The sequence below is a fragment of the Macrococcus sp. DPC7161 genome, assembly GCF_004117835.1.
In the GTDB taxonomy this organism is placed as follows: Bacteria; Bacillota; Bacilli; order Staphylococcales; family Staphylococcaceae; genus SDSC01.
Window position 1 is genome coordinate 93225 of the sequence record NZ_SDSC01000005.1, and the last position, 24754, is coordinate 117978.

The 24754-nt window shown below is 33.5% G+C and carries 24 protein-coding genes; 4 read left to right on the forward strand and 20 right to left on the reverse strand.

Features of this window, described 5'->3' with window-relative positions:
* Window positions 1–157: 157 nt before the first annotated feature.
* The gene (locus ER639_RS08525) at window positions 158–913 is read right to left on the reverse strand and encodes an NUDIX hydrolase (protein WP_129065365.1); all 756 of its coding nucleotides are present in this window, start codon (window positions 911–913) and stop codon (window positions 158–160) included.
* A 124-nt stretch (window positions 914–1037) separates the two neighbouring features.
* On the opposite strand from ER639_RS08525, the gene ER639_RS08530 reads away from it, so the two are divergent.
* Complete coding sequence (locus ER639_RS08530; protein WP_129065366.1) at window positions 1038–1682, forward strand: HAD family hydrolase; 645 nt, start codon at window positions 1038–1040, stop codon at window positions 1680–1682.
* Window positions 1683–1734: 52 nt separating this feature from the next.
* Here the strand turns inward: ER639_RS08530 and ER639_RS08535 are convergent, their stop codons facing one another.
* The 3 genes from ER639_RS08535 to ER639_RS08545 all read right to left on the reverse strand — a co-directional run bounded on the left by ER639_RS08535 (window position 1735) and on the right by ER639_RS08545 (window position 4162).
* Window positions 1735–2154, reverse strand: a complete 420-nt coding sequence (locus ER639_RS08535; protein WP_129065367.1) for a hypothetical protein — start codon at window positions 2152–2154, stop codon at window positions 1735–1737.
* A gap of 233 nt (window positions 2155–2387) precedes the next feature.
* Entirely contained in the window at window positions 2388–3617 is a 1230-nt protein-coding gene (locus ER639_RS08540; protein ID WP_129065368.1) for an aminopeptidase, read from the reverse strand.
* A 62-nt stretch (window positions 3618–3679) separates the two neighbouring features.
* Window positions 3680–4162, reverse strand: a complete 483-nt coding sequence (locus ER639_RS08545) for a hypothetical protein (RefSeq protein ID WP_129065369.1) — start codon at window positions 4160–4162, stop codon at window positions 3680–3682.
* A 125-nt stretch (window positions 4163–4287) separates the two neighbouring features.
* Here ER639_RS08545 and ER639_RS08550 point away from each other — a divergent pair, with 125 nt between their 5' ends.
* Window positions 4288–4839, forward strand: coding sequence for a thioredoxin family protein (locus ER639_RS08550; RefSeq protein WP_129065370.1), 552 nt, complete (start codon window positions 4288–4290; stop codon window positions 4837–4839).
* Between the two features lie 23 nt (window positions 4840–4862).
* On the opposite strand, the gene ER639_RS08555 is transcribed toward ER639_RS08550, so the two are convergent.
* Genes ER639_RS08555 through ER639_RS08565 form a run of 3 tightly spaced genes read right to left on the reverse strand, consistent with a single transcriptional unit; the run spans window position 4863 to window position 7278 of the window.
* Window positions 4863–5969 (reverse strand): FAD-dependent monooxygenase, encoded by a 1107-nt coding sequence (locus ER639_RS08555; RefSeq protein ID WP_129065371.1) that lies wholly within the window; start codon window positions 5967–5969, stop codon window positions 4863–4865.
* Window positions 5970–5979: 10 nt separating this feature from the next.
* Entirely contained in the window at window positions 5980–6588 is a 609-nt protein-coding gene (locus ER639_RS08560) for a cyclase family protein (RefSeq protein WP_129065372.1), read from the reverse strand.
* A 3-nt stretch (window positions 6589–6591) separates the two neighbouring features.
* On the reverse strand, window positions 6592–7278 hold the full coding sequence (locus ER639_RS08565) for a YjjG family noncanonical pyrimidine nucleotidase (RefSeq protein ID WP_129065373.1): 687 nt from the start codon (window positions 7276–7278) through the stop codon (window positions 6592–6594).
* Window positions 7279–7572: 294 nt separating this feature from the next.
* On the opposite strand from ER639_RS08565, the gene abc-f reads away from it, so the two are divergent.
* On the forward strand, window positions 7573–9159 hold the full coding sequence (abc-f, locus tag ER639_RS08570) for a ribosomal protection-like ABC-F family protein (protein WP_129065374.1): 1587 nt from the start codon (window positions 7573–7575) through the stop codon (window positions 9157–9159).
* A gap of 40 nt (window positions 9160–9199) precedes the next feature.
* Here the strand turns inward: abc-f and ER639_RS08575 are convergent, their stop codons facing one another.
* From ER639_RS08575 to ER639_RS08635, 13 genes are all read right to left on the reverse strand, one after another.
* Window positions 9200–9838, reverse strand: a complete 639-nt coding sequence (locus tag ER639_RS08575) for a metallophosphoesterase family protein (RefSeq protein ID WP_164993406.1) — start codon at window positions 9836–9838, stop codon at window positions 9200–9202.
* Window positions 9839–9917: 79 nt separating this feature from the next.
* The gene (locus ER639_RS08580) at window positions 9918–11045 is read right to left on the reverse strand and encodes an alanine racemase (RefSeq protein WP_129065376.1); all 1128 of its coding nucleotides are present in this window, start codon (window positions 11043–11045) and stop codon (window positions 9918–9920) included.
* Window positions 11020–12204, reverse strand: coding sequence for an MFS transporter (locus tag ER639_RS08585; protein WP_164993407.1), 1185 nt, complete (start codon window positions 12202–12204; stop codon window positions 11020–11022). Before ER639_RS08585 ends, ER639_RS08580 begins: the two co-directional genes overlap by 26 nt.
* Entirely contained in the window at window positions 12188–13828 is a 1641-nt protein-coding gene (locus ER639_RS08590) for an IucA/IucC family protein (protein ID WP_129065378.1), read from the reverse strand. Before ER639_RS08590 ends, ER639_RS08585 begins: the two co-directional genes overlap by 17 nt.
* Window positions 13813–15369 (reverse strand): IucA/IucC family protein, encoded by a 1557-nt coding sequence (locus tag ER639_RS08595; RefSeq protein ID WP_129065379.1) that lies wholly within the window; start codon window positions 15367–15369, stop codon window positions 13813–13815. The genes ER639_RS08590 and ER639_RS08595 overlap by 16 nt, the downstream gene beginning before the upstream one ends.
* 115 nt (window positions 15370–15484) lie before the next feature.
* On the reverse strand, window positions 15485–16474 hold the full coding sequence (locus ER639_RS08600) for a FecCD family ABC transporter permease (RefSeq protein ID WP_129065380.1): 990 nt from the start codon (window positions 16472–16474) through the stop codon (window positions 15485–15487).
* Complete coding sequence (locus ER639_RS08605) at window positions 16471–17469, reverse strand: FecCD family ABC transporter permease (protein WP_240664016.1); 999 nt, start codon at window positions 17467–17469, stop codon at window positions 16471–16473. The genes ER639_RS08600 and ER639_RS08605 overlap by 4 nt, the downstream gene beginning before the upstream one ends.
* A complete protein-coding gene (locus ER639_RS08610; RefSeq protein ID WP_129065381.1) occupies window positions 17459–18400 on the reverse strand; it encodes an ABC transporter substrate-binding protein in 942 nt (313 codons plus the stop codon). The genes ER639_RS08605 and ER639_RS08610 overlap by 11 nt, the downstream gene beginning before the upstream one ends.
* A 287-nt stretch (window positions 18401–18687) precedes the next feature.
* Window positions 18688–19041, reverse strand: coding sequence for a hypothetical protein (locus tag ER639_RS08615; RefSeq protein WP_129065382.1), 354 nt, complete (start codon window positions 19039–19041; stop codon window positions 18688–18690).
* Between the two features lie 91 nt (window positions 19042–19132).
* On the reverse strand, window positions 19133–20011 hold the full coding sequence (locus ER639_RS08620) for a hypothetical protein (RefSeq protein ID WP_129065383.1): 879 nt from the start codon (window positions 20009–20011) through the stop codon (window positions 19133–19135).
* A 137-nt stretch (window positions 20012–20148) separates the two neighbouring features.
* A complete protein-coding gene (locus tag ER639_RS08625; protein ID WP_129065384.1) occupies window positions 20149–21300 on the reverse strand; it encodes a DUF5780 domain-containing protein in 1152 nt (383 codons plus the stop codon).
* 328 nt (window positions 21301–21628) lie between these two features.
* Window positions 21629–23719 carry a heavy metal translocating P-type ATPase gene (locus ER639_RS08630; RefSeq protein ID WP_129065385.1) on the reverse strand — a complete coding sequence of 697 codons (2091 nt, stop codon included), beginning with the start codon at window positions 23717–23719 and terminating at the stop codon, window positions 21629–21631.
* On the reverse strand, window positions 23716–24075 hold the full coding sequence (locus ER639_RS08635; RefSeq protein WP_129065386.1) for an ArsR/SmtB family transcription factor: 360 nt from the start codon (window positions 24073–24075) through the stop codon (window positions 23716–23718). The genes ER639_RS08630 and ER639_RS08635 overlap by 4 nt, the downstream gene beginning before the upstream one ends.
* Window positions 24076–24417: 342 nt before the next feature.
* On the opposite strand from ER639_RS08635, the gene ER639_RS08640 reads away from it, so the two are divergent.
* Window positions 24418–24687 carry a hypothetical protein gene (locus tag ER639_RS08640; RefSeq protein WP_129065387.1) on the forward strand — a complete coding sequence of 90 codons (270 nt, stop codon included), beginning with the start codon at window positions 24418–24420 and terminating at the stop codon, window positions 24685–24687.
* Window positions 24688–24754: the final 67 nt, after the last annotated feature.

Here is a 24754-nt window from a genome sequence, read left to right on the forward strand (position 1 = left end):
AAAACGATCAGCAACGAGTAAAAACTGAACATGAACCAAAATCGCTTTTTGATTTTGGGTGAGTGTGAAGTTCTTTACCGAAGTTGCTGTTTTTGTTCCGTTGAATAAAAGACTGGAACAAAACCAATAAAAAACAGTGAGACAGGTCTCACTGTTTTTAACTTCTATGTAATAATTCATATGGTCTAATTTTAATGAAATCCATATTTTGATAATTTAACTTTCTACTCTCAACCAATCGCTCTTTAAAATGCGGTCTTGTAATTAAAGTATCAATATTAAAATCATTCACTTCATAAAATGCCACATCAGTTGTTTCTTCTGCACAATTGGTTGGTGTTCCCCCAACGACTTTACCATGAAACACATAAGAAATTACACCATTGGATACATTCTGAGCAACGTATACCAATCCAACAATCTCTACATCTAATCCCGCTTCTTCTTTCACTTCACGTTTCGCACAGTCCATCAATGTTTCACCAGGATCTAAAGTACCGCCTGGCAATTCTAACGTATCACTGCGATGCAAACTGCGTACTAATAATACTTCACCCTCTTCATTTTCTACATACACACTTGCAGATACACTGTATTTCGGTTGAAAGTAATCACCCGTAGGCGTCAAATGAACTTCCTTCTTAGAAATAATCCATTTATCATTAGCTACTTTTTCGAATAAACTCTTTTGATAATGAGACGTTTTTTTGCGCATTTCAAAGAAATTTTGGTAATGTAACTGATCGTCAAATCCCCAAATCTCTACAATCACCGTATGATCATCATCAATCCATCTACCAATTAATTTGGCACCAAGTTCAATATAATTTCTTAATACATAGCGGTGAAAATAAGCGTTAACAGATTCAAAGCCATCTGGGATAATCTTTATTTCAGTTTTAACTTCGTACATAATCCCCACGTCCAATCATATTGATAATTCCATTTTATTGAACAAAATGCATATAATCAAATAATTCCCTTTAAAAATAATAAAATTAATTTAAAATAAAATAAAAAGCATAAAGGAGGCACAAATGTACAAAAATATACTCTTCGACTTAGACGGTACACTTACTGATCCAAAAGAAGGCATTACCAATTCAATCATTTATGCGCTCACTAAAATGGGCATCGAAGCACCAACAAATGATGATCTATTACATTTTATTGGACCGCCACTAGCAGATAGCTTTGAAGCGGATTACGGTTTAATTGGTGATGAAAACTTACGTGCCGTTAGTATGTATCGTGAATACTTTAAAGAGCAAGGTATGTATGAGAATGCACCTTATCCAATGATCGACATTGTACTGGCAGCATTAAAACAACAAAGCTGCAGATTATTTGTCGCTACTAGTAAACCGACTGTATTTGCAAAAGGCATCTTACAACACTTTAATTTAGACCACTTCTTTGAAATGATTCAAGGTAGTGAACTTGATGGTACGATGAGTCATAAAGCAGAAATTATTCAACATGTAATTGAAACACATCAATTGAACAAAGCAGAAACGATAATGATTGGTGACCGTAAATTTGACATCAATGGTGCACATGACAATCAAATCGACTCTATAGGTGTATTATATGGCTACGGTTCTTTAGAAGAAATTAAAGCAGCAAACCCAACACATATTGTTGCTACAGTTGATTATTTATTGGAAGTATTATTAAAATAAATTAAATTAAAAAAGAGAAGTCCCTAAAATAATAGGAACTTCTCTATTTATGTTATGCTAATAAAAACTTTTCTTCATCACGAGAATGCATTTCGTTTAAAATAATTAATGTACGGCAGTAATCGATGATTTGCGTTGAAAAACCTTCGTTCTCCATTTGCATTTTAATTTTAGTAACAACTTGCTTTAATAAATCATGATCGCGTTTTAACATTTGAACTTTATCATGTAGCTCAGGAGATTTCGCTTCCATCTCAGCGTATAAACCACCCGCTTCTTCTTCCGCTTCCGCATGACTTAACACACGTGATTCCCAAAATTCAACGATTTCTACAACTTGCGTTACGATTTCTTTTTCATCACCTTCACGGAATTTCACAATCAAATCATCCGTCATTTCAATCGCTAAACCTAACCCTGTATCATGAATTTGTTTATGTGCATGTAATTGCTTTAAACTTGGTCCTGTCACTTGAATCATCTCCTAGAATATTTGTTTCCATTTTAACATACATTTGATATGATATTAAAAATGTTTCTGGCTAGTATTTAACGAATACTAGCTACTCAACCCTATTTTTACTTGATTTCATGGCCGACTGGCTAGTATTTATCGAATACTAGCTACTCACTCACATTTCACTTAAATTCATAACACCAAACAAAAAAAGGATGAGTCATCAAAACAACTCATCCTTTCAAATCTTATATTACCCAATTTCCATTTCTAAATACGGGTTCTACTGTGCCGTCTTTTTTAATGCCATCGATTGATAAATCACTTGAACCCATCATAAAGTCTACGTGGATATTTGATTGGTTTAATCCGCGTTCAAATAATGCTTCTTTCGATAAGTCTTTACCCGCTTCAATCGTATTCGGGAATGATCGTCCTAATGCGACGTGGCATGATGCGTTTTCATCATACAATGTGTTGTAGTATAAGATGCCTGAATTTGATATTGGTGAATCGTCTGGTACTAATGCGATTTCTCCTAATCTTCTTGCACCTTCATCGTTGTTTAACATATTTTCTAATACGTCATAACCAACGCCCGCTTCAAAGTCCACGACAACGCCATCTTTAAATGTCAATTTAAAGTCATCAACAATCGCACCTTGGTATGCAAGTGGTCTTGTATTTCCAATCACACCGTTTACTCTACGATAATCTGGTGATGTGAAGATTTCTTCTGTTGGCATATTCACTTGAATTTCAACACCATCACTATTCACTGCACTTGCGCCTAACCAAATGTTATTTTCAGTTAAACCGATTTCTACATCTGTTCTCGATGATTTATAATGCAAGCGGTCATATGCTTTTTCAGTTAACTGTCTTGCACGTGTGTTTAAATTGTCATTATGAATGCGCCATGCTTCTACTGGGTCTTCATTATCCACACGCACTGCTTTAATCATTGCATCTAACAATTTTAATCGTGCTGCTTCGCCCTTTAATTCAGGGAATACAAGTTCTCCCCATGCAACGTTAGGAAACGCCACAATACACCATGAAAAATCATATCTACCTACTGCACGTGCAAAGTCTTTATTCGCTTCACCTAAAGCTTTCGCATTTGCGGCAATCTTTTTAGGGTCTGCATCTTTTAATAATTCTGGTGTTTGAGAATAGATTCTTAAATGTGCTACTTTTTCTTTTAAGTATGCACTTGTCTCATCTATTTTATATTGTTCAATCGTTTCAAACACTTCCATCGGTGCATATTCAAATTTCATTTGAGTTGATGGACCATCTGTTAACTTTTGAATGACTTCAGATGCGCCTGCTTCATATGATGCCTTTGTAACCGCACGTACAAAATCAATTGCATCAATATCTGCATTCAGTACAACTTTTTGTCCAGGCTGTACATTCAAACCTACTCGTACTACTGTTTCTGCATATTTTTTAACTAACTCTAAATATTCCAATATGTTTCCCCCTTACATTTATATCGATTTCCGAAACATATCTTTATTTTATAATATTTCTATTATTCTGAGAAGAGCTCAATACGTTTAACATGGTCTTTACTGATTGTAAATTTTAATGTCATTTTATGTTCTCGATCTTTATAAGTAATGCTGCTTTTTTTATTTGGTAGTACTGATTTTTTATATGTGTCACCATATACTTCAGTGACTTCATCTGTCGTGTCACCAACATGAACATTTCTACTTGTCGCAACATCTTTATTCTTAAACACTGTTATTGCTGAAACTTTCTTTGATTTATCACTCACTCGGACAATCATACCTTTATGTTGGCGTGATTTGTAGAACTGTTTACCTTCTAATACGATTTGTTGATCTTTAATGAAATCTTCTTTCAAATGATCTACCGTATCGCCAATACGTATATTATCAATGGCTTCATCTGCTAAAGAAGTATCTGGTGTTGTTGTGTATTGATAAATCCATACGCCTATTGCAATCAATACAATGATAACTGCACCAATTACTATATTTCGTTTCATGTCATCACTACTTTCCATTTATTCAACAATATCATTACACACTGCGCATTAATTGTACATGAATAATACCTTAAAATTGAAATAATATATCACATTGTTATACTAAAATAAAAAGGAGTGCGATTATGGAAACATTAAAACATTATTTCGAAAAAGGTTTAACAAAAGAAGCATATTTCAATCACATGCAAGTCAACCGTTCTGAGTCTGAGTCGATTTACAATGCCTTTCATTTAGATGAAGCGGACGCGAGATTACAAATGGTAAGAGAAAAAGCATCTAAAGTTATCGTCATCACTGAAGACTGGTGTGGCGATGCGATGATGAACATCCCAGTATTATTACGTATTGCCGAAGCTACAGATTTAGAAGTGAAGTTTTCTTTAAGAGATAGCAATTTAGATTTAATGGATGCATACTTAACAAATGGTACGGCACGCAGTATTCCTATTTTTATTTTCTTAAATGATGATTTTGAAGAAGTTGCAAAATGGGGCCCACGTGCTCAAGTCGTTCAAGACTTCGTTACTGAAGTAAGAAGTGATTTACCTGACAAATCACATCCTGATTTTGAAGCATTACAAAAAGAGAAACATCATCAAATTCATGATAAATACTTAAATTCACCTGAATTTTGGGAAGCTGTTAAAGACGATATACTTAATCAATTCAATTAAAAAAAGAGCCAATGGCTCTTTTTTTAATTGATAAAACGATGATTGAGTGAAAATGACCATTTCTCTACAAAGCGAGATGGTAATGTCTTCATCATTTTATTGCGTATTGCAATTTGTCGATTGGCATCCAACTGTGCCAAATTACCGATTCTTCTTGCGTTTAATGTCACTTTCTTCATATAGCTTACACTGAGTTTATCATATGCCTTTAATGCACTTTCAACATCATCATATTTCATCAACTGTTGAACAAGACAAACTGCATCTTCAATGGCAAATGCGGTACCTTGCCCTAAATTGGGTGTTAACATGTGAGCCGCATCACCGATCAATGCGACTTTCCCTTTTGTAAATGCATCTAATGGCTTTGAATCATAAATATCTTGTTGTGTGAAATACTCACTCGTTTGTTCAAACACTTGTTGAACTAATGGAGGATAATGTACGAAGTGCTTTTGTAATGAATATTTTGTGTATTGTTTATAGTTTTTATCTTGTTCATATGCATTAATATACGCGCTCCAATACACGTCATCTTGTACTTTCACAAGTTGTATACGTCCCTTTTTCCCCCAATATTCATGAACATCCGTTGTCATATCAATATCATTTACAATCCCTCTAAAGCAAGTGTAGCCACGAAATGTCGGCTCTATACCAAAGAATTGTTGACGCACTTTAGAAAAACCACCATCACTCGCAATGACGACATCAAATGTTTCATGAGTCCCATCAGAAAAATAAATCGTCCCTGAATTTTCATCTACTTTTACGACTTCGTGTATCAACTGAATATCTGATTGTAACTTCGACTTTAGTAATTGAAATAACACATCTCTATCAATAAAACCTTGTTCGAATTCCGTAGATGCATACGGAATATGTTTCAATTGTTTATTTTCACTAGTATAAATGTTTAATGCGGGCGCACTAGAACTTTGTGCTTGAACTTCTTGTGCAATACCGATAGTTTCAAAAATTTTAAATACATTTTGGTTGAATCCAATTTTGACTGAAAGTTGTGTTAATGTATGTCTTTTTTCGAAAATCTTGACGTCGATTCCGAGCTGTTCTAACAATATTGCAGCAGTCATTCCACTAAATCCTGCACCAATAATTCCTACTTTCATATTGCCTCCTTTAGACACGTTTCACAACTGCTCGAATTGGGCTGGCATCACCAATCACTTTAATCGGTAATCCAATAAAGTCATAAATGCCTGCTCTCACTTTACTTAATTCTAAATTCTCAATGATTAAAATATTGGCACGATTACATGCATGATGAACAGGTAAGGCATCGTCCTCATAAGCATCAACACTCGGCGTATCTACACCAATAATTCCGACATTATGCTGCTTTAAATAATCAATTAAGCCTTCTGAAAGGATAGAGAAACTCTCTGTAAAAGCATCCAATTGTTTCGTATAACGTGTCTTAAACAAAACAATGGGTGCTTCAATTTCAATTCCTTCAATATCTGATACCGTAATACAATCGATATCTAAGCATTCAATAATCTGTGCGCGATCAATCAATTTATTGATATCTAGTTCATGAATCTTTAAACCATCATTATCATAATGGTAAGGTGCATCTAAATGTGTACCAATATGAAACGACGCCTCAACACGCCCTACATTTACACCACTTTCATCAATCGTCGTATCTAATTGATACTTAAATGGTGTATCCCCAGGCCAGTTGGCAATACCATTGTGTAACTCTTGAGAAATATCCATCCACATTCCTTACACACCCTTTATAATAGATTGCAACGCCATTAAATCATGAATTTCAAATGTTGGTCGAATCTCAGAGATATTTTCTCTTCGTTGTGGATTGTACCAAACCGTATCTACACCGACATTATTCCCACCTAAAATATCTGCACCTAACGTATCACCTATAATGAGTGCATGCTTATGATCAAAATCAGAAATCGTTGAAAAAGCTTTTTCGAAAAATACTGGATTCGGCTTTTGGTAGCCAATTTCAGATGAAATAAACAATGCTTCAAACTTATCATGAATACCTGCTAACTTAAGTCGTTTATGTTGTGTTTCTTTAACACCATTGGTCACAATATACAATGGATAATCACATAATGCATCCAATATCGACATCGCATTCGGCATTAAATCATGCCCTTCTTCTAACAACTTGCGATACTGCCTCTCCATCTTTTCACCATCAACCGTTTGGCCGTAAGTTTCAAATAATTTCGCAAAACGTGTATTTAATACTTCTTTAATGGGTAAGTTTTCTGTTTCATGCCTTTTCCACAATGCTCCATTAATACGTCTATAATCTGTTAGTATTTCATGATGATATGCTAAACCAAGCGCCTCAAACATCTTACGGAGTGCATTTTCTTCCGCTTTGTTAAAATCTAATAAAGTATTATCAATATCAAAAAACAAATATTTATATTTCATAATCCACCTCTATCTCATAATTATACAACGATTAAAGCTTAGTAGCGACTAATTACCATTCATTTGAAATACAATCAAAATTGTGTTATATTACATCTAATTCAAAAGAAGGAGGCATCTATATTTAGAGATGATTATTCAATAATGAAAACTCAGCAAATTGAACAACAACTTGCACAACGTTTTTATTATTGGGATAAGTCTGTCTAAATTGTGGTGTCTAAAATTAGATATCCGTCTATTTAGTGTATCTCTGTGCGTTGTGCGAGATACATTTTTTTATGAGGTGATATCATGCTTAAACTTAATAAAACAAACATTAATGCAGGAGATAAACGACTGTTTAACGATTTAACATTTGTTATTGACACACACAAACATGTGGCACTCATTGGCAATAACGGTATTGGCAAAACAACACTTTTAAAGACGCTATTAACTCAAGATCACAATATCGGCATACTTGAACAAACATTGCCTAAAACCACAGATAACGTATTGGATTATATTTTAAGTTCACGTGAAACGCTTTATCAAATTAAGAAGAAAATGAACGAAGATTATACGTATATCGAAGCATATATCGAACAAGATGGTTATCAAATTGAACAAGAAATCATCACGATGATGAAACGCTTTGGATTCAGTGAAACAGATGCAGATAGAAGTATCCAAACACTATCTGGTGGAGAACAAACAAAAATCGCATTAATCAAATTATTAATATCAGGGAAAACGACATTGTTATTTGATGAACCGACTAACCATCTTGATATTGAGACGAAACAATGGCTGATTCAGTGGATGAATCAATCAGATCATACCATCTTGTATGCAACACATGACCGTGATTTCATCAATCAAACCGCACACGAAATTCTTGAACTCACACATGATGGTATTCGCAAATTTGAAATGAATTACGATCAATATAAAATACAAAAAGACCTCGAACATAAAACGAATCAAGAACGCATCCATAAAGAACAAAAAGAAAAGAAACGCATGAAAGCCATGATTCAAAATATGAAAGAATGGCATCATACGATGGATCAAAACACAAGTAACAGAAATCCAGATGAACAAAAGAAAATGGCAAGACTTGCAAAGAGGATGAAAACAAAAACCCATCAACTAGAACAAAAAATCGAAAAATTTGAAGGCAAAATAGAAAAAGAAAAGCGTACAGATTACAACTTAAACCATGAAAACATCAACAAAAATCACCTCATTACAGTGAACCAGTTGAATTTTCAATATGACGATAAAACAATATTCAATAACGTCACATTTCAAATCAAACCGAAAGAACGCATCCATCTAAAAGGAAAAAATGGCAGTGGTAAATCGACCTTACTTAAACTCATCTTAGGTGATTACGGTGAGCAACAAAGCATTCAACAAATCCCGAACTTAAAAATCGGTTATTTCTCACAACAACTAGAAAATTTAAATCCAGAACGTACCGTATTAGAAGAAGTACAAGAAACTTTAATAGACACAAGTAAATTAAGAACCATCTTAGCATCTTTTCGGTTTACTGAATCACAAATGAATCAACTTGTAAAAGATTTATCTATGGGAGAAAAATGTCGACTCTCTTTCGTTAAGCTGTATTTTACACCTGCACATATACTCATATTAGATGAGCCAACCAACTACTTTGATATCGAAATGCAAGACATCTTAATCAATATGTTGAATCGATTTGAGTCTGCCATTCTATTCGTCAGTCATGATGACTATTTCAGTAATCAAATCAAAACACGTACACTTACCATCCAAGACAAAACCATCATTGACTCAGCAGTATCCATCGATAAAACAATTGATGCTGAACAACTTAACCAACAAATACAACAAATTGATAAATTAGAGTAATAGCAAAAATATTAGAATCAACACTAAAAAAGGAAGACGATTAAATTTCGTCTTCCTTCTCTATTTTCTTAGAAATGGTCTCCACCACTTCACCTTTATGATTAATGCGTACTGCCGATAAATATTGATAATTGCCAGCACCGGTATCAATGTTTAACACATTCGATTTCGCATCGAATTTAGGTTTAGATTGCATGACAGGTGTATGCCCAATAACTTGCAATTGCTTCATACGCTTTAATTTACCACGATATCTTAATACAGAATAACTGCTTTCTTTATTAAACTTCCTGAATCCAAGAAAATTAACTCCCGCATGTGAAACAAAAATGCGTGCATCTTTATAATATAAAGGCAAATGCCCCATCCAATGTACGTCATCACGATACTTCTTCTTTAAATCATAATGCTTAATCGTATATTGATAATTTTCTTTCATATCATCAAACGCTGTGTGCTGCATTATATATTGACTCATTTGATATTCATGGTTACCCATAATACAAATTGCACCTTCACGTTCTAATTGACGAACCAGCTGCACTACTTCTTTAGAGTGTTTTCCTTTATTAATATAATCACCAACAAATATGAGTTGTTCACATGTACGATCCCAAGCCTTCAATACCTTCTTTAAAGTATGAAAACAACCATGAACATCACCAACAATAAAATACATGAACCTCATCCTTTAATTTCGATACCCATAATTATAAGCATAGAAAGACGTATCGGCAATATGGGATTGAAATAATCGATTATGTAGTCACAAAAATAATTTCAGGTTCAGGGTGTGATAAAAAATTGATATGACTAATATCATAAGCATATGCGCCTGCAAAATGAAAAACAACCCAATCGCCTGTTTGAATATTATCTATATGATATTTTGTACCAAACACATCATTTGGTGTACATAATTTCCCAGCAAAAAAGGCTTCTTCATTTGAAAGTATTTTTGTTCTACCTTTACGTTGCGTTTTGGTTGGACGATATACTGTGTGATAATGTTGATGATGCCATGCTTTTGGAAATCTAAAGTGATTTGTACCACCGTTAAGCAATACAAAATTACTCTCTTGATTCTTTTTGATATCAAATACATTCGCCGCATAGTATCCAATCGGCCCAACAAGATATCTTCCTATTTCAAATGTCAGTTTTGGCATATGATGAACACGCTCAGCAAAATGTTCAAAATCAAAGGCTACCTTATGCTGATAGTCAATTCCAATCCCACCACCAACATTCATTGTCTCTATTGGTACATTTATGTCTGAATGATGGTATTGAAGTGCCTGCTGAATGAATGCAATATGTGCATTTGCATCTAAGTTGTTGCTCATCGCATGAAAATGCAATCCTTTAAAGTTTATCCAAGGGGAACTTTTGATTAAATTCATTGCCTCTTTTATATCTTCATCTGGCATTCCAAACTGTGTTGCACCAGCCATCTTTAATTTTGCACTTGTTTGAATATCTTTCAAATTGATTCTTATTAATACATCTATCGATGATTCTTTTTGTTCGGTTAATGCTATTAAATGATCTAATTCAAATAAACTTTCAATTTGAATACTTGAAACGTGATGATCAATTGCATACTTCAAATCATCATAAGTCTTTACTGGGCCACCAAAAATGATATGCGCATCACTTGAAATTTGTCTTACCTTCATTATTTCACCGACCGATGCCACTTCAAATCCAGCAACGTATGGCAACAATGTGCTTAATATACGGTGATGACTATTTGCTTTCACCGCATAGTAAACGTTGTGATTCAATTTATCAGTAATATAAGCAGCACGTTGCTTTAATGCATTTAAATCATAAATATAATAGTCTTTATTAGTATTCCTAAGTTCCTGATATATATGATGCATTGTTTCTTACCTCCTTTAACATATAAATACACATCAATGTCATTAACACGAGTCCTAGGAGCATGGTCATATATGTAACGTTGATGCCAAAAGTTTTATAAATATAAGTAAGCAACACGCCTCCAATTGGAATAAATCCCCTATCCATCATCGTCACAGCTAATACCGCTCCTTTATATTGCTCACTTGTATGTTGTTGAACTAAAACACGGTGTGTTGTTCGAAATCCCTGTGATGCAAATCCCATAACAAACAATGAAATCATCACAAAATAAGGATGTGTTGCTACCATTAACATCACGACAGATATCGTAAAAATCACGGACCAAAATAATAATGTTTGGATGGAACACGTTCGCTTACTTTTAATAAACATTGATAAAACAATCACAGAACCTGCAGCAATCAATGCTGTATACAGTGCATACATCGTTGCTGATTGTTGAAACGAATATTTTACAATCATCGGCAATAATATCGTAAACGAAAAGCCAAATAGCATTGATAATATACTACTGATCATGATGTGTACAATAAGGGGATGATTTTTTAAATATTTCATAATTTGATGCTGATTCGTTCGTTCACATTGATTGTCTGGTAAGGTCTTATTCAGTAATACAACACAAATACTACTCAACATTGGTATTAGCAATAAAACATAATCATCAAATAGTCCTAGTAATAACCCGCCAATAAAAGGGCCGATGATGCGTGTTAAATTAATAATGAGTGCATTCAAACTTATGATTTGTTTTAAATATGATTGCGACACAAAGTAAGGAAAAACTTTATTGCGTTGTACATTATCTACAGATTGAAAGTAAGCTCTCACTGCAACAAAGATATAAATACTCAGTAAATTTTGAGTATAAAACGACAACATGATAATAATGGTACATATAAAAATAGATGATTGTGTCCAATATAGTAATACATTTGATTTCAAACGATCGACTAATTTCCCTGTTATCATTGAAAGTAATAATTGTGGTAATAATCTTGCTGCATTTAACCAAGCAATTGACATTGGATCTTTGAATATATGTAACATGACCCAGTTTAAAACGATAATATCAATCCAATCACTCGTTCGTTGAATGATTTGTCCTATCAAGAAACGTTGAAGTGCTTTATTTTCTTTAATGAATGTACACATACAACGGGTTTTCCTTTTCGATATAAATATCATTTTTTGCATTTGTAAGTCGCATTGACATGAGTGCTTTTTGTTTTAAAGTCTTTGCATTAAATATACAAAAATCATCATCGAGCCAAGGAATTTGCTCTTTCGATAGTTGTTCAAATACTTGTTGAATATAGAGACATACGATTTTCCATAAAGCCATTTCTTCCAATGGATAATCAGCGACAAGATGAGAAATGATGGTTGATATATGATTTGAAATCAATGTATTTTGTACTTTCTCATGCATGCTACTCGTCGTTGCATGTGTATGCCCTTCATTGATTTTCAATCGATTACCCGTCCTAGATATATCGATTCTAACACCGCCATAATCTTTGATGAATAAATGAACAGGATTCCCTTGTTGAAAACATACTGAAATATTTTGCATATGTGCTTCTATCCCTACACCGTACTTAGTCATTAGTGTAATCGTTGTTTTAATCAATAATTGTATATAGTTTTCAAACCATTCATAAGGATTCAATTGTGATTTATTTATTAACTGTTGATAAATCTTTGTGCCAGTATGATCACGTTCAAAAAGACATGTTGCTGTATACATTGATTTACCTTGTAATGCTTTTGCATGATTTTCTCGCAATATAAACGATAAATTACGTTGCTTCAATACATTCGAGTGACAATAGGTCATACCACCATATTCAGCCATTGGTGAACTAATTGTTTTTAATAAAGGATCGTGTTCGTATATTTCATCAATGAATGTGCTGATATTTTTACTGTTCATTACACTGTTATTACTAATAGAACGTACCGTTGACGTCATTTGTGAATTGATTGGCAGTTTAATCATAGGGAATGTATGATCTAAAGGACAAACCGTTCTAAATGAAGAGGTACTCTTCACAACACCGCCTTGATGATCTAACATGATGATAGAGTTCTCTTTAATTTCACTTTCATATATTGATGCCAGTTCATATTGATATTGATATGGATGCACCGGTACAAGATAATAATCATCCGATATTTCACCATCAAATTCACTAAATGCCTTAAGTTTTTCCATATGATCATCACATAAATTATTAAATAGTAATGACTTTTTAACCATGATCCAATTTAATTTAAAGGATTGATTGTATTCTGGTGCATATCGCATCACTTCTTGTATTGGCATCCCCAATTTTGTTTTAGAGCAAGGATGAATATTATGTCCTGTAATCACCCATTGATCCCCACTTAATATAGGATGTGCACTTTTAGGCACATGACTACAATGTAGATAACTCAACGATTGATGAATCAAATGATTTTCTATTTCTAATATGAATGGATGATTTGTTGGATGATCCGTTTTACGTTCAAGACATTGTTCTAAAAAGATTAATGGGTCTTCTATCACATCATTTTCAAACTTTACAATAGAATGATTGGCATCATAGTTTGCTATGCCATTAAATAAGTTTATACAATATCCCGTTTTTGTGATTTTCACAGGATAAATCTGTTCATCAACGATACAACGGATGATTTTACGCATCGTTTCGACTTTTGCTTGCTGTATACTTTTTGTGATTTCTTCAGAAGAAAATGTCTTACTATATTGTTGTACTACTGTTTCCCACATACTTCAGCCTCACTTTTTAATGGATTACGGATGGTAGCGTATTGATAGCTGTAACCATCATCAAACAGTCGCATCTTAAGAAGCGATTTAATAGGTAATCTATCCATTTGTAAAACATCGATTTCAGGAGTCATCAACATATTAATATGTTGTATATGTTTTCTAATCACTTCATACAATTCAGTACAATCAATATGCTTTCCTAATACATCGATAATAAGAAATAAATGATTGTATAATACGGCATGTGTAAACACATTCAGTAAATCTTGAAATGAATCGGTAATTAACCCTGTCGTATTATCTACTGGAATGGATGGATTCTTAATTCGAACACCGCCGAAATCTCTAATGTAAATACGCGCTGGCATCCCTTGTTCTAATACAATCGACGTGTTTTGCATATGTGCTTCTAAACTGATTTGATGTTCTAACATCAATCGATATGTTGCATCGATTAATAGTGACGTATAGCTTTCAAAAAACTTCAATGCAGCAGTTTCAAAATTAATATCTTGATGCGCCATTATCATTTCAATTGCTTCAAAAATAATAAATTGATCTGTAATAAAACTTTTCGTAATTAAACTTGCTGCAACCATCGCATATTGATTGGATTCAACTGGAATACTTTCTCTATAGATGCAACTCAGTTTATTTTGATGAGGTTCAATATTCAATGAAGCACCACCTAAATCTTTTTGAATAAAGCAATTCGGATAATCACGTTCAAATATTTTTGACACATAATCACTTAACAGCATGCCATTTGTAACTGACGCCATCGACACATTACGCACTGCACTTGTTGCTTGCGCATTCACTGCTGTTTTAATGACACAATCAAACGCTGGTACATGTAACGAACGAAACGATAGTAATGGCTTTCCGCTTACTTTCAATGATGGTATTGGAAGCACAATACCTGTATCAATTAATGATTCTTGACGTTTCCTTAAATAGTGCTCATATTGCCATTCATGCAGCCAAATCAATGCGTAATCATCTATATTTAGATGATGTTGCTCCATGTGAGCTTGAAGTTGTGCAGTAAATGATTTAGGAATAGTGTTTACCCCATGGCTCACGACATCCTCCTTACGACATAAAAGCGGAATCACTTCAACATCATTTCTAAACTCTGGTGCATAACGTAATACCTCTTTCGGTATAAACCCTAATTTAGTTTTAGTCATAGGATGCGTCGCATGACCCAATGTGACACTTTGTTCAAAGAAATAATCTTTCATTTTAAACGCATTCACAAATTCAAATATATTTTCATAACGACCAAAATAATTTTGATGGTCAACGTGATATTGCAATAAACTGAAAGTAAGATTTTGTACTGATTGCTCCAGTTCATCATGCAACACTTCCCAAGTATTTGTATTTTCAATGTGTTCTAATTGTTCACAACTAATGACACGATTACAAATATCAGCTTTTGCCGCTTCAAATAATTCATTATATTTACTTTCAGAAACATCCCTAAAATACTTTAGAGCTGTCTCTTTATATTCGGAATGATTTAAACTCATAAATTTTTCTCCTTTTAAAGCTTTTATAAAATAAAAAATCCGAACAATGATTTGAAAATAAATGTTATTTTCTTATCATTATTCGGATTTAAAAATTCAATCATTTAGCGATCCGTTAGGACTTCATTGCCCTATTTCTAAACATGACATACATAAAGAATGGTGCGCCGATAAAAGCTGTAAATACGCCGGCTGGTATTTCAATGGGACTAAACAATGTGCGGCCAATCAAATCACTAAATAACACAATTAAACTCCCTATAAGTGCACTCATTGACATCAATGACACAAAAGATGTTGCTTTAAATCTTTTGGCAACATGTGGTGCGATTAAACCAACAAACTGAATACCACCAACAAAACTCATACTTAAACCTGTTAATATGCTCACGAGTAATAAGGTGATAACTGTAATCATTTGATAGTTCAAGCCAAGTCCATTAGACATTTGACTTCCAAGTTGATGAATATCAAGATGTCTTCCGATTACAATCATGATGAGTACTGTCAATATCGTAACAATCAGCATCACAATGACTTGATAGTATTCTGCTAAATGTACAGAGCCTGTTATCCAAATTTGTGCTTGTGCACTGCGTTTACTAGATGACATTATGAGTAACATCGTCAAACCTTGAAAGAAAATATTAAAGCAAATACCTAACAAAATTAAACGTTCTTTCTTAAATTGCCCTCTTAACGCAAACACATACAATAAAATGGTCACAAGCGTTGCACCTATCATTGCACTAACACTTTGATATGCAATTGGAAACAATAACTTTTCACTTTTAGTTGTCAGTATGATTAAGAAGAACAAACTGCCAACAACTGCACCTTGAGAAATTCCAATGACATCTGGAGATGCAAGGGCATTCTTCGTAATACGTTGCAATAAGCAACCCGCAATCCCTAATGCTGCACCGACTATCATTGCTAGTAACACCCTTGGCAAACGAAGGGTATGGATAATTAAATGAATATAATCGTCACTCATCCAAAATAAACTCTTAAACACTTCAATCGGTGAAATGATCGTATCGCCAAACATTAAAGCTATAAATAGCCCACAAACGCCTATTAAAATTTGTATCACATATCTCATAGTGTTTGCGCCTTTCGATTCAAGATTAAATAGAAAAATATTGGTGCTCCGATTAATGCAGTCGCAATACCTACTGGCAATTCTTGAGGGTATAAAATAAACCTGCTTAATATATCACTTAACAGTAATACACAAGCACCTACAAGCGCTGAAGCGGGTATTAACATTAAATGATTATAACTTTTAAACCATAAGCGTGTGAGGTGTGGTGTAATTAAACCAATAAAAGCAATCGGACCAGCAATCGCAACAGCTGCACCACTAAGTAATGCAACAATCATCATCACGATTAACTTTATCTTTACAAAATCACCACCAACACCTGACATTGCTGTTTCATCTAAATGAAACAAATTCAAATGTTTGATATTAAAAAATGCGAAACATAAGCCTATAACAATCAATGGCCATAAATAAGTGAGCACTGTTAATTTACGATTACTCACAGAACCACTTAACCAATAAATGACCTGTTCTATCGCCGATTCATTGTAAATCAATAACCCTTGCGTAAGGGCCATACAAAATGCACTGATACTTGCACCAAACAATGTCAGTTCCATAATGGACAATGGCTTTTTAGGGAATATCGTTGCAACAACAATTAAACAACTCACAATAAATGCGCCCATAAATGCAATCAAACTTAACCAAAACGAACCCGTTATATGAAAACAAACAATGGCACAAACTACAAATAAACTTGCCCCGCTATTGATGCCCATAATACCCGGACTGGCAAAAGGATTTCTCGTAATCGTCTGAATTAAAACACCACTCACACCTAAGAGCATACCGACTAATATCGCAATCGTTGTGCGAGGTAATCTTAAATCAAACAATATTTCATCATGTGAAATAGACTCACGCATCAAAAAAACACGAAATAAATCCACGACACTAAAACGGTGATACCCTAACATAAAACTTAAGAAAATCAATACAATCAAAAAACAAATGACAAACGAAAAATTCAGCAAATGCCTATTTTTCACTTAATAACTTCTCCTTTAAATCATCTAACATCATATTTGCAGATAACACACCACCAGAAGTATTCCAAATCGAGTCATCAACTTTCATCGCATGATTTTTCTTAGAGGCGTTTAACGCTTTAAATGCAGGATCATTCACCCATTCCTTCTCTACAGTCGTCACATCTTCTTTAGGTGTATTAAACGTAAAGTAGAATAAATAATCGCCGTCCATTGCGCTAATTCTTTCCTTCGTTAAACCTTTTTCAGCAAAATCATTCTTATCTTGACCTTTAGGACGTTTTAAACCAACTTCATCAAGAATCACACCTGAGAAAGTATCTTTATGATAAATACGCACATCCCCTGGCATGAAACGCACCATAGAAATTTTTGAATTTACCTTATCACCAAGTGATTCTTTCGTCTTTTTCACATGTTGATTATAATCTGCTAACACTTTGTTACCTTTATCTTCTAAATTCACTGCTTTCGCATATAACTTAAAGTTCTCTTTCCAATCACCACGTAATTCCTCAGAAAATACAGTCGGTGCAATTGCAGATAGTTTCTTATATTGTGCCTCTTGTCTAAACTTATTACCGATAATTAAATCAGGCTTTAACTTAACAATACGCTCAATATTAATTTCACTTTCATTCCCAACAGGTTCAATTCCTTTGTATTTATCCTTTAAATGATCATACCAAGGATCACCAACATACGAATTCGCAGCACCAATTGGCTTAATTCCCAAAGCTACAAGTGCTTCAGTTCCTTCATTCGTTAAAACAACAACACGTTTCGGATGCTTAGGCACATCCGTTGTCCCCATCGCATGTTTCACAGCGATTGTTTCCTTACCTTTATTAACATCCTTAGAATCAGATGGTTTACCACATGCCGCAAGTAATGTGACAAATGATAATAACACTACAAATAACCTTTTCATCTCATTTCCTCCTAATTGATAATCATTATCATTGATAACCGTTATCAATTGTAATATTAACAAAAATACATGTCAACAATAATTTGTACAATTTTTGAGTACAACAAAAAAGATTTTCAAAAAAATTTAAATAATAAAATAAGAACACCACATTAAAAATAATGCAGTGTTCTCAACAAATAATATGAAATTGTCACTAATATTTTGATTCAATATCTCTATCAAACCATGGAATTAAATAAGCACCTTAAAGTGCATCCATATGAATGCACTTTTGTTTTGTTGATTTAGTTTTCAATACTTCTTAATTTCTTCAGTAGTGCTTTCTTCTTATTAGGAGTTATCCAAAATTGCGTCTGGCCTAATGAATTCTCACTGACTTCAAATCGATTATATCCTGTTACTTGATACAATTGCTCTCGTGAATAACCCAATCGTCTTACTTCTTCATCAATCAATTTGTTCAGTTCTTCTTCTTGGCTGCTAGAGTAGAACATTGTGTATGTGTATGCAAAAACAAATAATGCATATATTATAGTAACGATCCAATCTCTTACTCCATACATGTTTAACAGTATATATAATGATGTTAATATAAATAATAGGATAAATTGTTTCGGATACATTTTAATATACTTCATATGCCACCCCTTATGCATTTGGATATTTTAGTATCTAATATATCTCTTGCTACTTCACCCTTATTTTACCAAATCGATTTGAATTTCGCTACTACTTACTTGCTACATATACAAATTCATTTGCACCTGATTTTGTGAATTTATTTGGTATCATTTTGCCGTTTACTTTGATGTTATACATTGTTCCTACTGTAATGTATTTGTAGAATGAAACATGGCCGTCTTTACTTGTGTATCCTGTTCTTACTTTTGTTTTTCCACGATATATTTCAACTTTTTGTTTGTTTAATGGATTATCATTTTCATCTATAACAGTTACTTTTGCACCTTTTGTTTTTACATCGTATTTGCCTTTTCCTTTTTTATTCACATAGAATGTATAAGCAAATTGGCTTCCTTCGATGCCTCGTAAGTTATATCCTGTTTTTTCTCCGTTTAAGTATACAGTCATGCTACGTTGTTCTGGTAATTTAGTGAATTGTGCTAATCCTTTGCTGTTTGTTTTCACTGTTTTTAGTGTTTGTCTTTTACCTGAAATAGCTTTAATTGTTACTTTTTGATTTTTAACATATTCATATTTATCGTTGATCACATATGCTTTAAATGTAATCCCTTTTTTCATTTGTTCTTTTAATTGGTTTGAGTCGACTGATACGCGTACTTCTCTTCCAATGCGTATGTTAGCATTTGTCATTTTGATGCCTTCTACTTGAATTTCATAATCCGTTTTTGATTTTAATTTTTCTGAGAATGCTGCCATTCCTTGCGCATCTGTTTTACTTGTTGCTACTGTTTTTCCGTTTAATAGTAAGCTTACTTTTACGTTTGCAATGCTTTCTGCATCTTCATTATTTACAAACACTTTTGCCATTTGTGTTTCTTCTGCATGTGTTTGTATTGTTGCGATTGGTGTTACTGCGCTAAATACGAGTCCTGTTGATAATACAATCTTTGAAATTTTACTTGTCATTTTATTTTCCTCTTTTCTAAATCGAAATACTTACGATTTAAGTATATAGGACTTTTTTTCTTTTACAATAGTAGAATTTACACACTTTGTTAATTTTTTATGAAAAAAAGCACCCATAACGGGTGCATTAAGTACGTTTATTCTTCTACATATTCACTTGAATCGTATAATTCTGTAGTATCTTCACTGTATGTATCATCAACTGGTGCTTCTTCAGTATCTTCTGTGTACGTTTCATCTGTGTACTCATCAGTAGATGATTCAGTGGTATCTTCGTAGTTTTCTTCATCACTGTATTCATCAGGTGTTTCTTCTGTATCATATGTATCGTCATAACTTTCATCTGAATATTCACTTGAATCATCGTATTCTGATGAGAAGTCATAATCATCGAAGTTGTAGTCATCTGGATTTGTTTCTTCGATGTCGTAGTAGTTGTAAATATCATCTAATCCATACATTGCTTCATATGCATCTAAATACGCTAGTAATCCCATTAACTTTAAATATGCGATATAAGCTTCTAATTCTTCTGGCGATGCTTCACTTTTCTTTTGAATGTTCTTACTGATTTCGTCAAATTTCTTTTGATTTAAGTTCTCTGGTAATTTCGCATCATTTTTCAAAGTAACTTTTTCAGGTGTTTTTGATTTTTTATTTTTGTAATAGATGTATTTATCACTATCTTTAATGTCTTTTAGTCGTTTACCTTCGTATACTTTAAAAAATTCATCAAACTTTGGATTGTGCCATTTGTTGCCTTTGAAATCTGTATAACTCACAACGATTGGTTTAAATGTATCGACTTCTAAATCTTTATCGATTTCAAAGCCATGTGCTTCACCGAATGTACCTTTCGCAGTTAAATTTACTGCATCTCCATTCACACCACGTATGTAGCTTTTTCCTAAATCTATGTTACCTTTTAATTTTATTGGCAAACCATTTTTATCCCATGCAACAAATCCAAATTGCACGTCTCTAATATCTTTATTTGTGTTGTTCTTAATCAAAGCTTGCAGCATATCTGGATATAATGATTTATATTTTTCATCTTGCACCACATACTTCGAATCATATGCATACAAATCTTGTTTTTTTAAATCTTTTTCTAATTGACTTGCTGCTGATAAAATTTTCTCTTTTGTTGTCGCTTTTACTTTGTTCACTTCATGTGATTCTTTATTGAATATGTGCTTTTCACCTTTCATATAAGGCAATGCCATGATGCCGAGCATGGCAAGAAGAATCAGCGTAATGATTGAAGTAATTATTCTCTTAAAACTCATCCCATATCTCCTTGTCTATATATTCATACATACAAATTATAATCTTATACAATTTAATAAGGAATACGGTAAAAAGGGTAATATTTCAAAATGAGGAAAAGTAGCACTATTATGATAGGTATCTATACAAATCGTTAATTTAATGGGTGTATTCGAATGTATATATATCGCTATTATTATTCATTATGATTGGTTAATGTTTTCTGTAGAACTGGCTTTGACTTCATGCCACAAGCATATTTAGATTTTTTTAAAGTGTTGTTGAATTAATGATCGATAGAATTGAAACCGAACGACATTGTTAGATATTGTTCGGTTTCAATTCATATTATTTATTATTGGTCTTGATAAGACGCATACTATTGAGTGTGACTATCAAAGTAGCTCCAATATCTGAGAAGAGGGCAATCCAAAGTGTCAACCATCCAGGAATGACAAGTAGTAAGGCAATCAGTTTGATAAGCAGAGAGAAGATAATATTCTGTTTAATAACTGTTAATGTTTTTTTACTTAGTCTAATCGTATAAGGGAGTTTCTTTAAGTCGTCTGACATCAAGGCGATATCTGCAGTTTCTAATGCTGTATCTGTCCCCGAGCCACCCATTGCAAAACCAATATCAGCTGCTGCAAGCGCAGGTGCATCATTTACACCATCACCTATCATCGCAACTTTATGTTGTTTTTTTATTTCACGTATGATATTAAGTTTATCTTCAGGCATCAAGTTCGCCTGTACAGATGTCAGTCCAGCACGTCTTCCAATTGCCTGACCTGTTCTTTCATTATCACCTGTCAACATAATCGTTTGTATCTGCATCTGATTCAACTCTTTGAGGACGTCTATCACATCAGGTCGTAGTGCGTCTGCTACAGCAATAATCAATTCAATTTTATCACTGCCGAATAACATCACTGTCTTACCATCTGCTTGTAACGTTTCAATCCTCTCATCAACATCGAACCCTAGATTCTCAAATAATGTCGGGCTACCTATATAATATGTTCTACCATCAATGTCACCTTTAACACCTTTTCCTGTAATCGACTGAAAATTTTCGACTGTCACAGATTGATAATGTAACTGTTCTGTTTCTGCTTTTCGCAAGATTGCTGCAGCTAGTGGATGTTGTGAACCATTTTCAAGTGCAGCTGCTTTGATAAGTGATTCATTATCACTAGGGTAGATATCAGTTACTGCAGGAATCCCCTCAGTCAATGTGCCAGTCTTATCAAAAGCAATCGTATCAATATGACTTGCTTCTTCTAGATGTATCCCACCTTTAATTAAAACACCTTGACGTGCTGCATTCCCAATTGCTGTTACTATTGCAACAGGTGTAGAAATAACGAGTGCACATGGACATCCAATGATGAGCACTGCAAGGCCTTGGTACAACCACTCATGCCATGAACCGTTTAGCAATAACGGTGGTATCAGCATGACTAATACAGCAATTATTACTATGGCTGGTGTATAATATTCTGCAAACTTATCAACGAATGCTTGAGAAGGTGCACGTTCAGCTTGTGCTTCTTCAACGAGATGAATAATTTTTGAGATTGTCGTATCTTCAACAAGTTTTGTGACTTTAACTTCCAGTAATCCTTCTTCATTTAGGCTACCTGCAAAAACTTCATCATTTATCTCTTTGACTACCGGGACACTTTCCCCAGTAATAGCAGCCTGATTGATTGTAGAATTACCTTTAATGACGATACCATCCATGGCAACTTTTTTACCTGGTTTGACAATCATAATATCCCCGACACAAATATCTGCGACATTCATTGTCTGTTCAGTATCATTTCTTCGGATTAATGCCTCTGAAGGTGCGACATCCATAAGAAGATTGATAGATTGTCTCGCTTTATCCATGGAATAACGTTCCAGCGCTTCACTTATAGCAAACAAAATGACTACAGTTGCACCCTCCTGCCATTCTCCAATTAAAACAGCACCGATGACTGCAATGGTCATCAAAGTATTCATATCAAACTTCAATCGTATCAGGTTTTTAAATCCTGTAATGAATAAAGAATATCCTCCAATGATGATTGCTATTAAATAACCAATTGTCGGCAGAATATGTTTTTCTCCTAAAGTAAAGGAAAGTATCAAGCTGATAACTACGATGACTGCTGCCACATAAACAGAATAATTTTCTTTCTTCTTCCAAAAACTTTCTTTTTCAACCTTACGTTCACTCGCGTCTCTAACTTTTATATTATCGAAAGCTCCTGCTTTCTCCATCTCAGCAATCGTTGCTTCACCAGTGATATATATCTTTGCAGCTGCATGATTAACTTCTGCATCTATCACATTAGGTAATGCTTTCAAATTAGCTTCATATGTTTTTGCACAGTTAGAACAGGAAAGGTTCTGTATACGATAAGTTTTTCTCTCATTATTCTTACTCATAATTTTTCCTCCATATGTTCTATTGTCGTTTCCATAATTAATTTAACGTGTCGATCATCAAGACTGTAATGGACCAATTTACCGTCCTTCCTTGTTTTAACAACCCCTTGTTTATGAAGCTTACGCAAATGACTTGATGCATTGGCAATTGAAATATCTAGGATACAGGCTATATCACATACACATAGTTCTTCTTCAGTACATAATGCACTGACAATCTTCGAACGATTTTCATCAGCGATGGCTTTTAGAAACAACGTAACTTCTTTCATCGGTAATTGATCCAAATGTCGTTTCACTCGATTGACTTGTTCTAAATTATTGCATACTACACTACACATATCATTATTAGACATAAAAATACCCCTTATTCAATTAATTAATTGAATAAAGTATACATTAACAATAAGTATTATTCAATTATATAATTGAATGAAAAACTTTAATAATGTTTCAAAGTGTTTTGTTTAGAACATTTAAGAAAACATAAAAAACCACTTTTCAAAATAAAAATTTAGAAAAGTGGTTTTTGGGTTTAAAGTTCCACAAATATGTTTTGTTACATCTAATGCCACACTACTGTTCTGTATAACCAGAACTAAACCTTAATGTTACCTTAAAATTACAGTATAAGTATTTAAATACAATACAAGTATTGTTACAATGCAAGTAACTTGCATATAAGGAGGTGTGTAGACATGGTAAATACCAACAGGTTTCAGTTAATTGCTCTGGTATTATCTATATTGAATTTAATTTATTCTGTAAGTACTGGTTTTATCGACCATGGAACCAATGATTCGTTTTTCGCAGTGCCATTTGGGGTTCCATTACTTTTAGCAATAATATTGTTATGTTTAAGTGCATATGGAATGAGTATTACTGAAAAGAAAACTTTATCAATTGTTTCTATGGTTATTAACATTATTGTTATTTTAGTTCCATTTTCAATGATTATTTTTATTTAACAAATTCGATGTATTTATCATCAATAAAATCTAAAATTGCAAACTATAACAACATTAAAAAACCACC

What these genes read in the sequence shown, in the direction of transcription:
- ER639_RS08560 (WP_129065372.1), bottom strand. Translation starts at nt 6,588, where the DNA reads ATGTGGATGGATATTTCTCAAGAGTTACACAATGGTATTGCCAACTGG.
- ER639_RS08545 (WP_129065369.1), bottom strand. Translation starts at nt 4,162, where the DNA reads ATGAAACGAAATATAGTAATTGGTGCAGTTATCATTGTATTGATTGCA.
- ER639_RS08565 (WP_129065373.1), bottom strand. Translation starts at nt 7,278, where the DNA reads ATGAAATATAAATATTTGTTTTTTGATATTGATAATACTTTATTAGAT.
- ER639_RS08620 (WP_129065383.1), bottom strand. Translation starts at nt 20,011, where the DNA reads ATGACAAGTAAAATTTCAAAGATTGTATTATCAACAGGACTCGTATTT.
- ER639_RS08595 (WP_129065379.1), bottom strand. Translation starts at nt 15,369, where the DNA reads ATGAGTTTAAATCATTCCGAATATAAAGAGACAGCTCTAAAGTATTTT.
- ER639_RS08590 (WP_129065378.1), bottom strand. Translation starts at nt 13,828, where the DNA reads ATGTGGGAAACAGTAGTACAACAATATAGTAAGACATTTTCTTCTGAA.
- ER639_RS08550 (WP_129065370.1), top strand. Translation starts at nt 4,288, where the DNA reads ATGGAAACATTAAAACATTATTTCGAAAAAGGTTTAACAAAAGAAGCA.
- ER639_RS08580 (WP_129065376.1), bottom strand. Translation starts at nt 11,045, where the DNA reads ATGCATCATATATATCAGGAACTTAGGAATACTAATAAAGACTATTAT.
- ER639_RS08640 (WP_129065387.1), top strand. Translation starts at nt 24,418, where the DNA reads ATGGTAAATACCAACAGGTTTCAGTTAATTGCTCTGGTATTATCTATA.
- ER639_RS08630 (WP_129065385.1), bottom strand. Translation starts at nt 23,719, where the DNA reads ATGAGTAAGAATAATGAGAGAAAAACTTATCGTATACAGAACCTTTCC.
- ER639_RS08600 (WP_129065380.1), bottom strand. Translation starts at nt 16,474, where the DNA reads ATGAGATATGTGATACAAATTTTAATAGGCGTTTGTGGGCTATTTATA.
- ER639_RS08575 (WP_164993406.1), bottom strand. Translation starts at nt 9,838, where the DNA reads ATGTATTTTATTGTTGGTGATGTTCATGGTTGTTTTCATACTTTAAAG.
- ER639_RS08530 (WP_129065366.1), top strand. Translation starts at nt 1,038, where the DNA reads ATGTACAAAAATATACTCTTCGACTTAGACGGTACACTTACTGATCCA.
- ER639_RS08635 (WP_129065386.1), bottom strand. Translation starts at nt 24,075, where the DNA reads ATGTCTAATAATGATATGTGTAGTGTAGTATGCAATAATTTAGAACAA.
- ER639_RS08585 (WP_164993407.1), bottom strand. Translation starts at nt 12,204, where the DNA reads ATGTGTACATTCATTAAAGAAAATAAAGCACTTCAACGTTTCTTGATA.
- ER639_RS08625 (WP_129065384.1), bottom strand. Translation starts at nt 21,300, where the DNA reads ATGAGTTTTAAGAGAATAATTACTTCAATCATTACGCTGATTCTTCTT.
- ER639_RS08610 (WP_129065381.1), bottom strand. Translation starts at nt 18,400, where the DNA reads ATGAAAAGGTTATTTGTAGTGTTATTATCATTTGTCACATTACTTGCG.
- abc-f (WP_129065374.1), top strand. Translation starts at nt 7,573, where the DNA reads ATGCTTAAACTTAATAAAACAAACATTAATGCAGGAGATAAACGACTG.
- ER639_RS08615 (WP_129065382.1), bottom strand. Translation starts at nt 19,041, where the DNA reads ATGAAGTATATTAAAATGTATCCGAAACAATTTATCCTATTATTTATA.
- ER639_RS08525 (WP_129065365.1), bottom strand. Translation starts at nt 913, where the DNA reads ATGTACGAAGTTAAAACTGAAATAAAGATTATCCCAGATGGCTTTGAA.
- ER639_RS08555 (WP_129065371.1), bottom strand. Translation starts at nt 5,969, where the DNA reads ATGAAAGTAGGAATTATTGGTGCAGGATTTAGTGGAATGACTGCTGCA.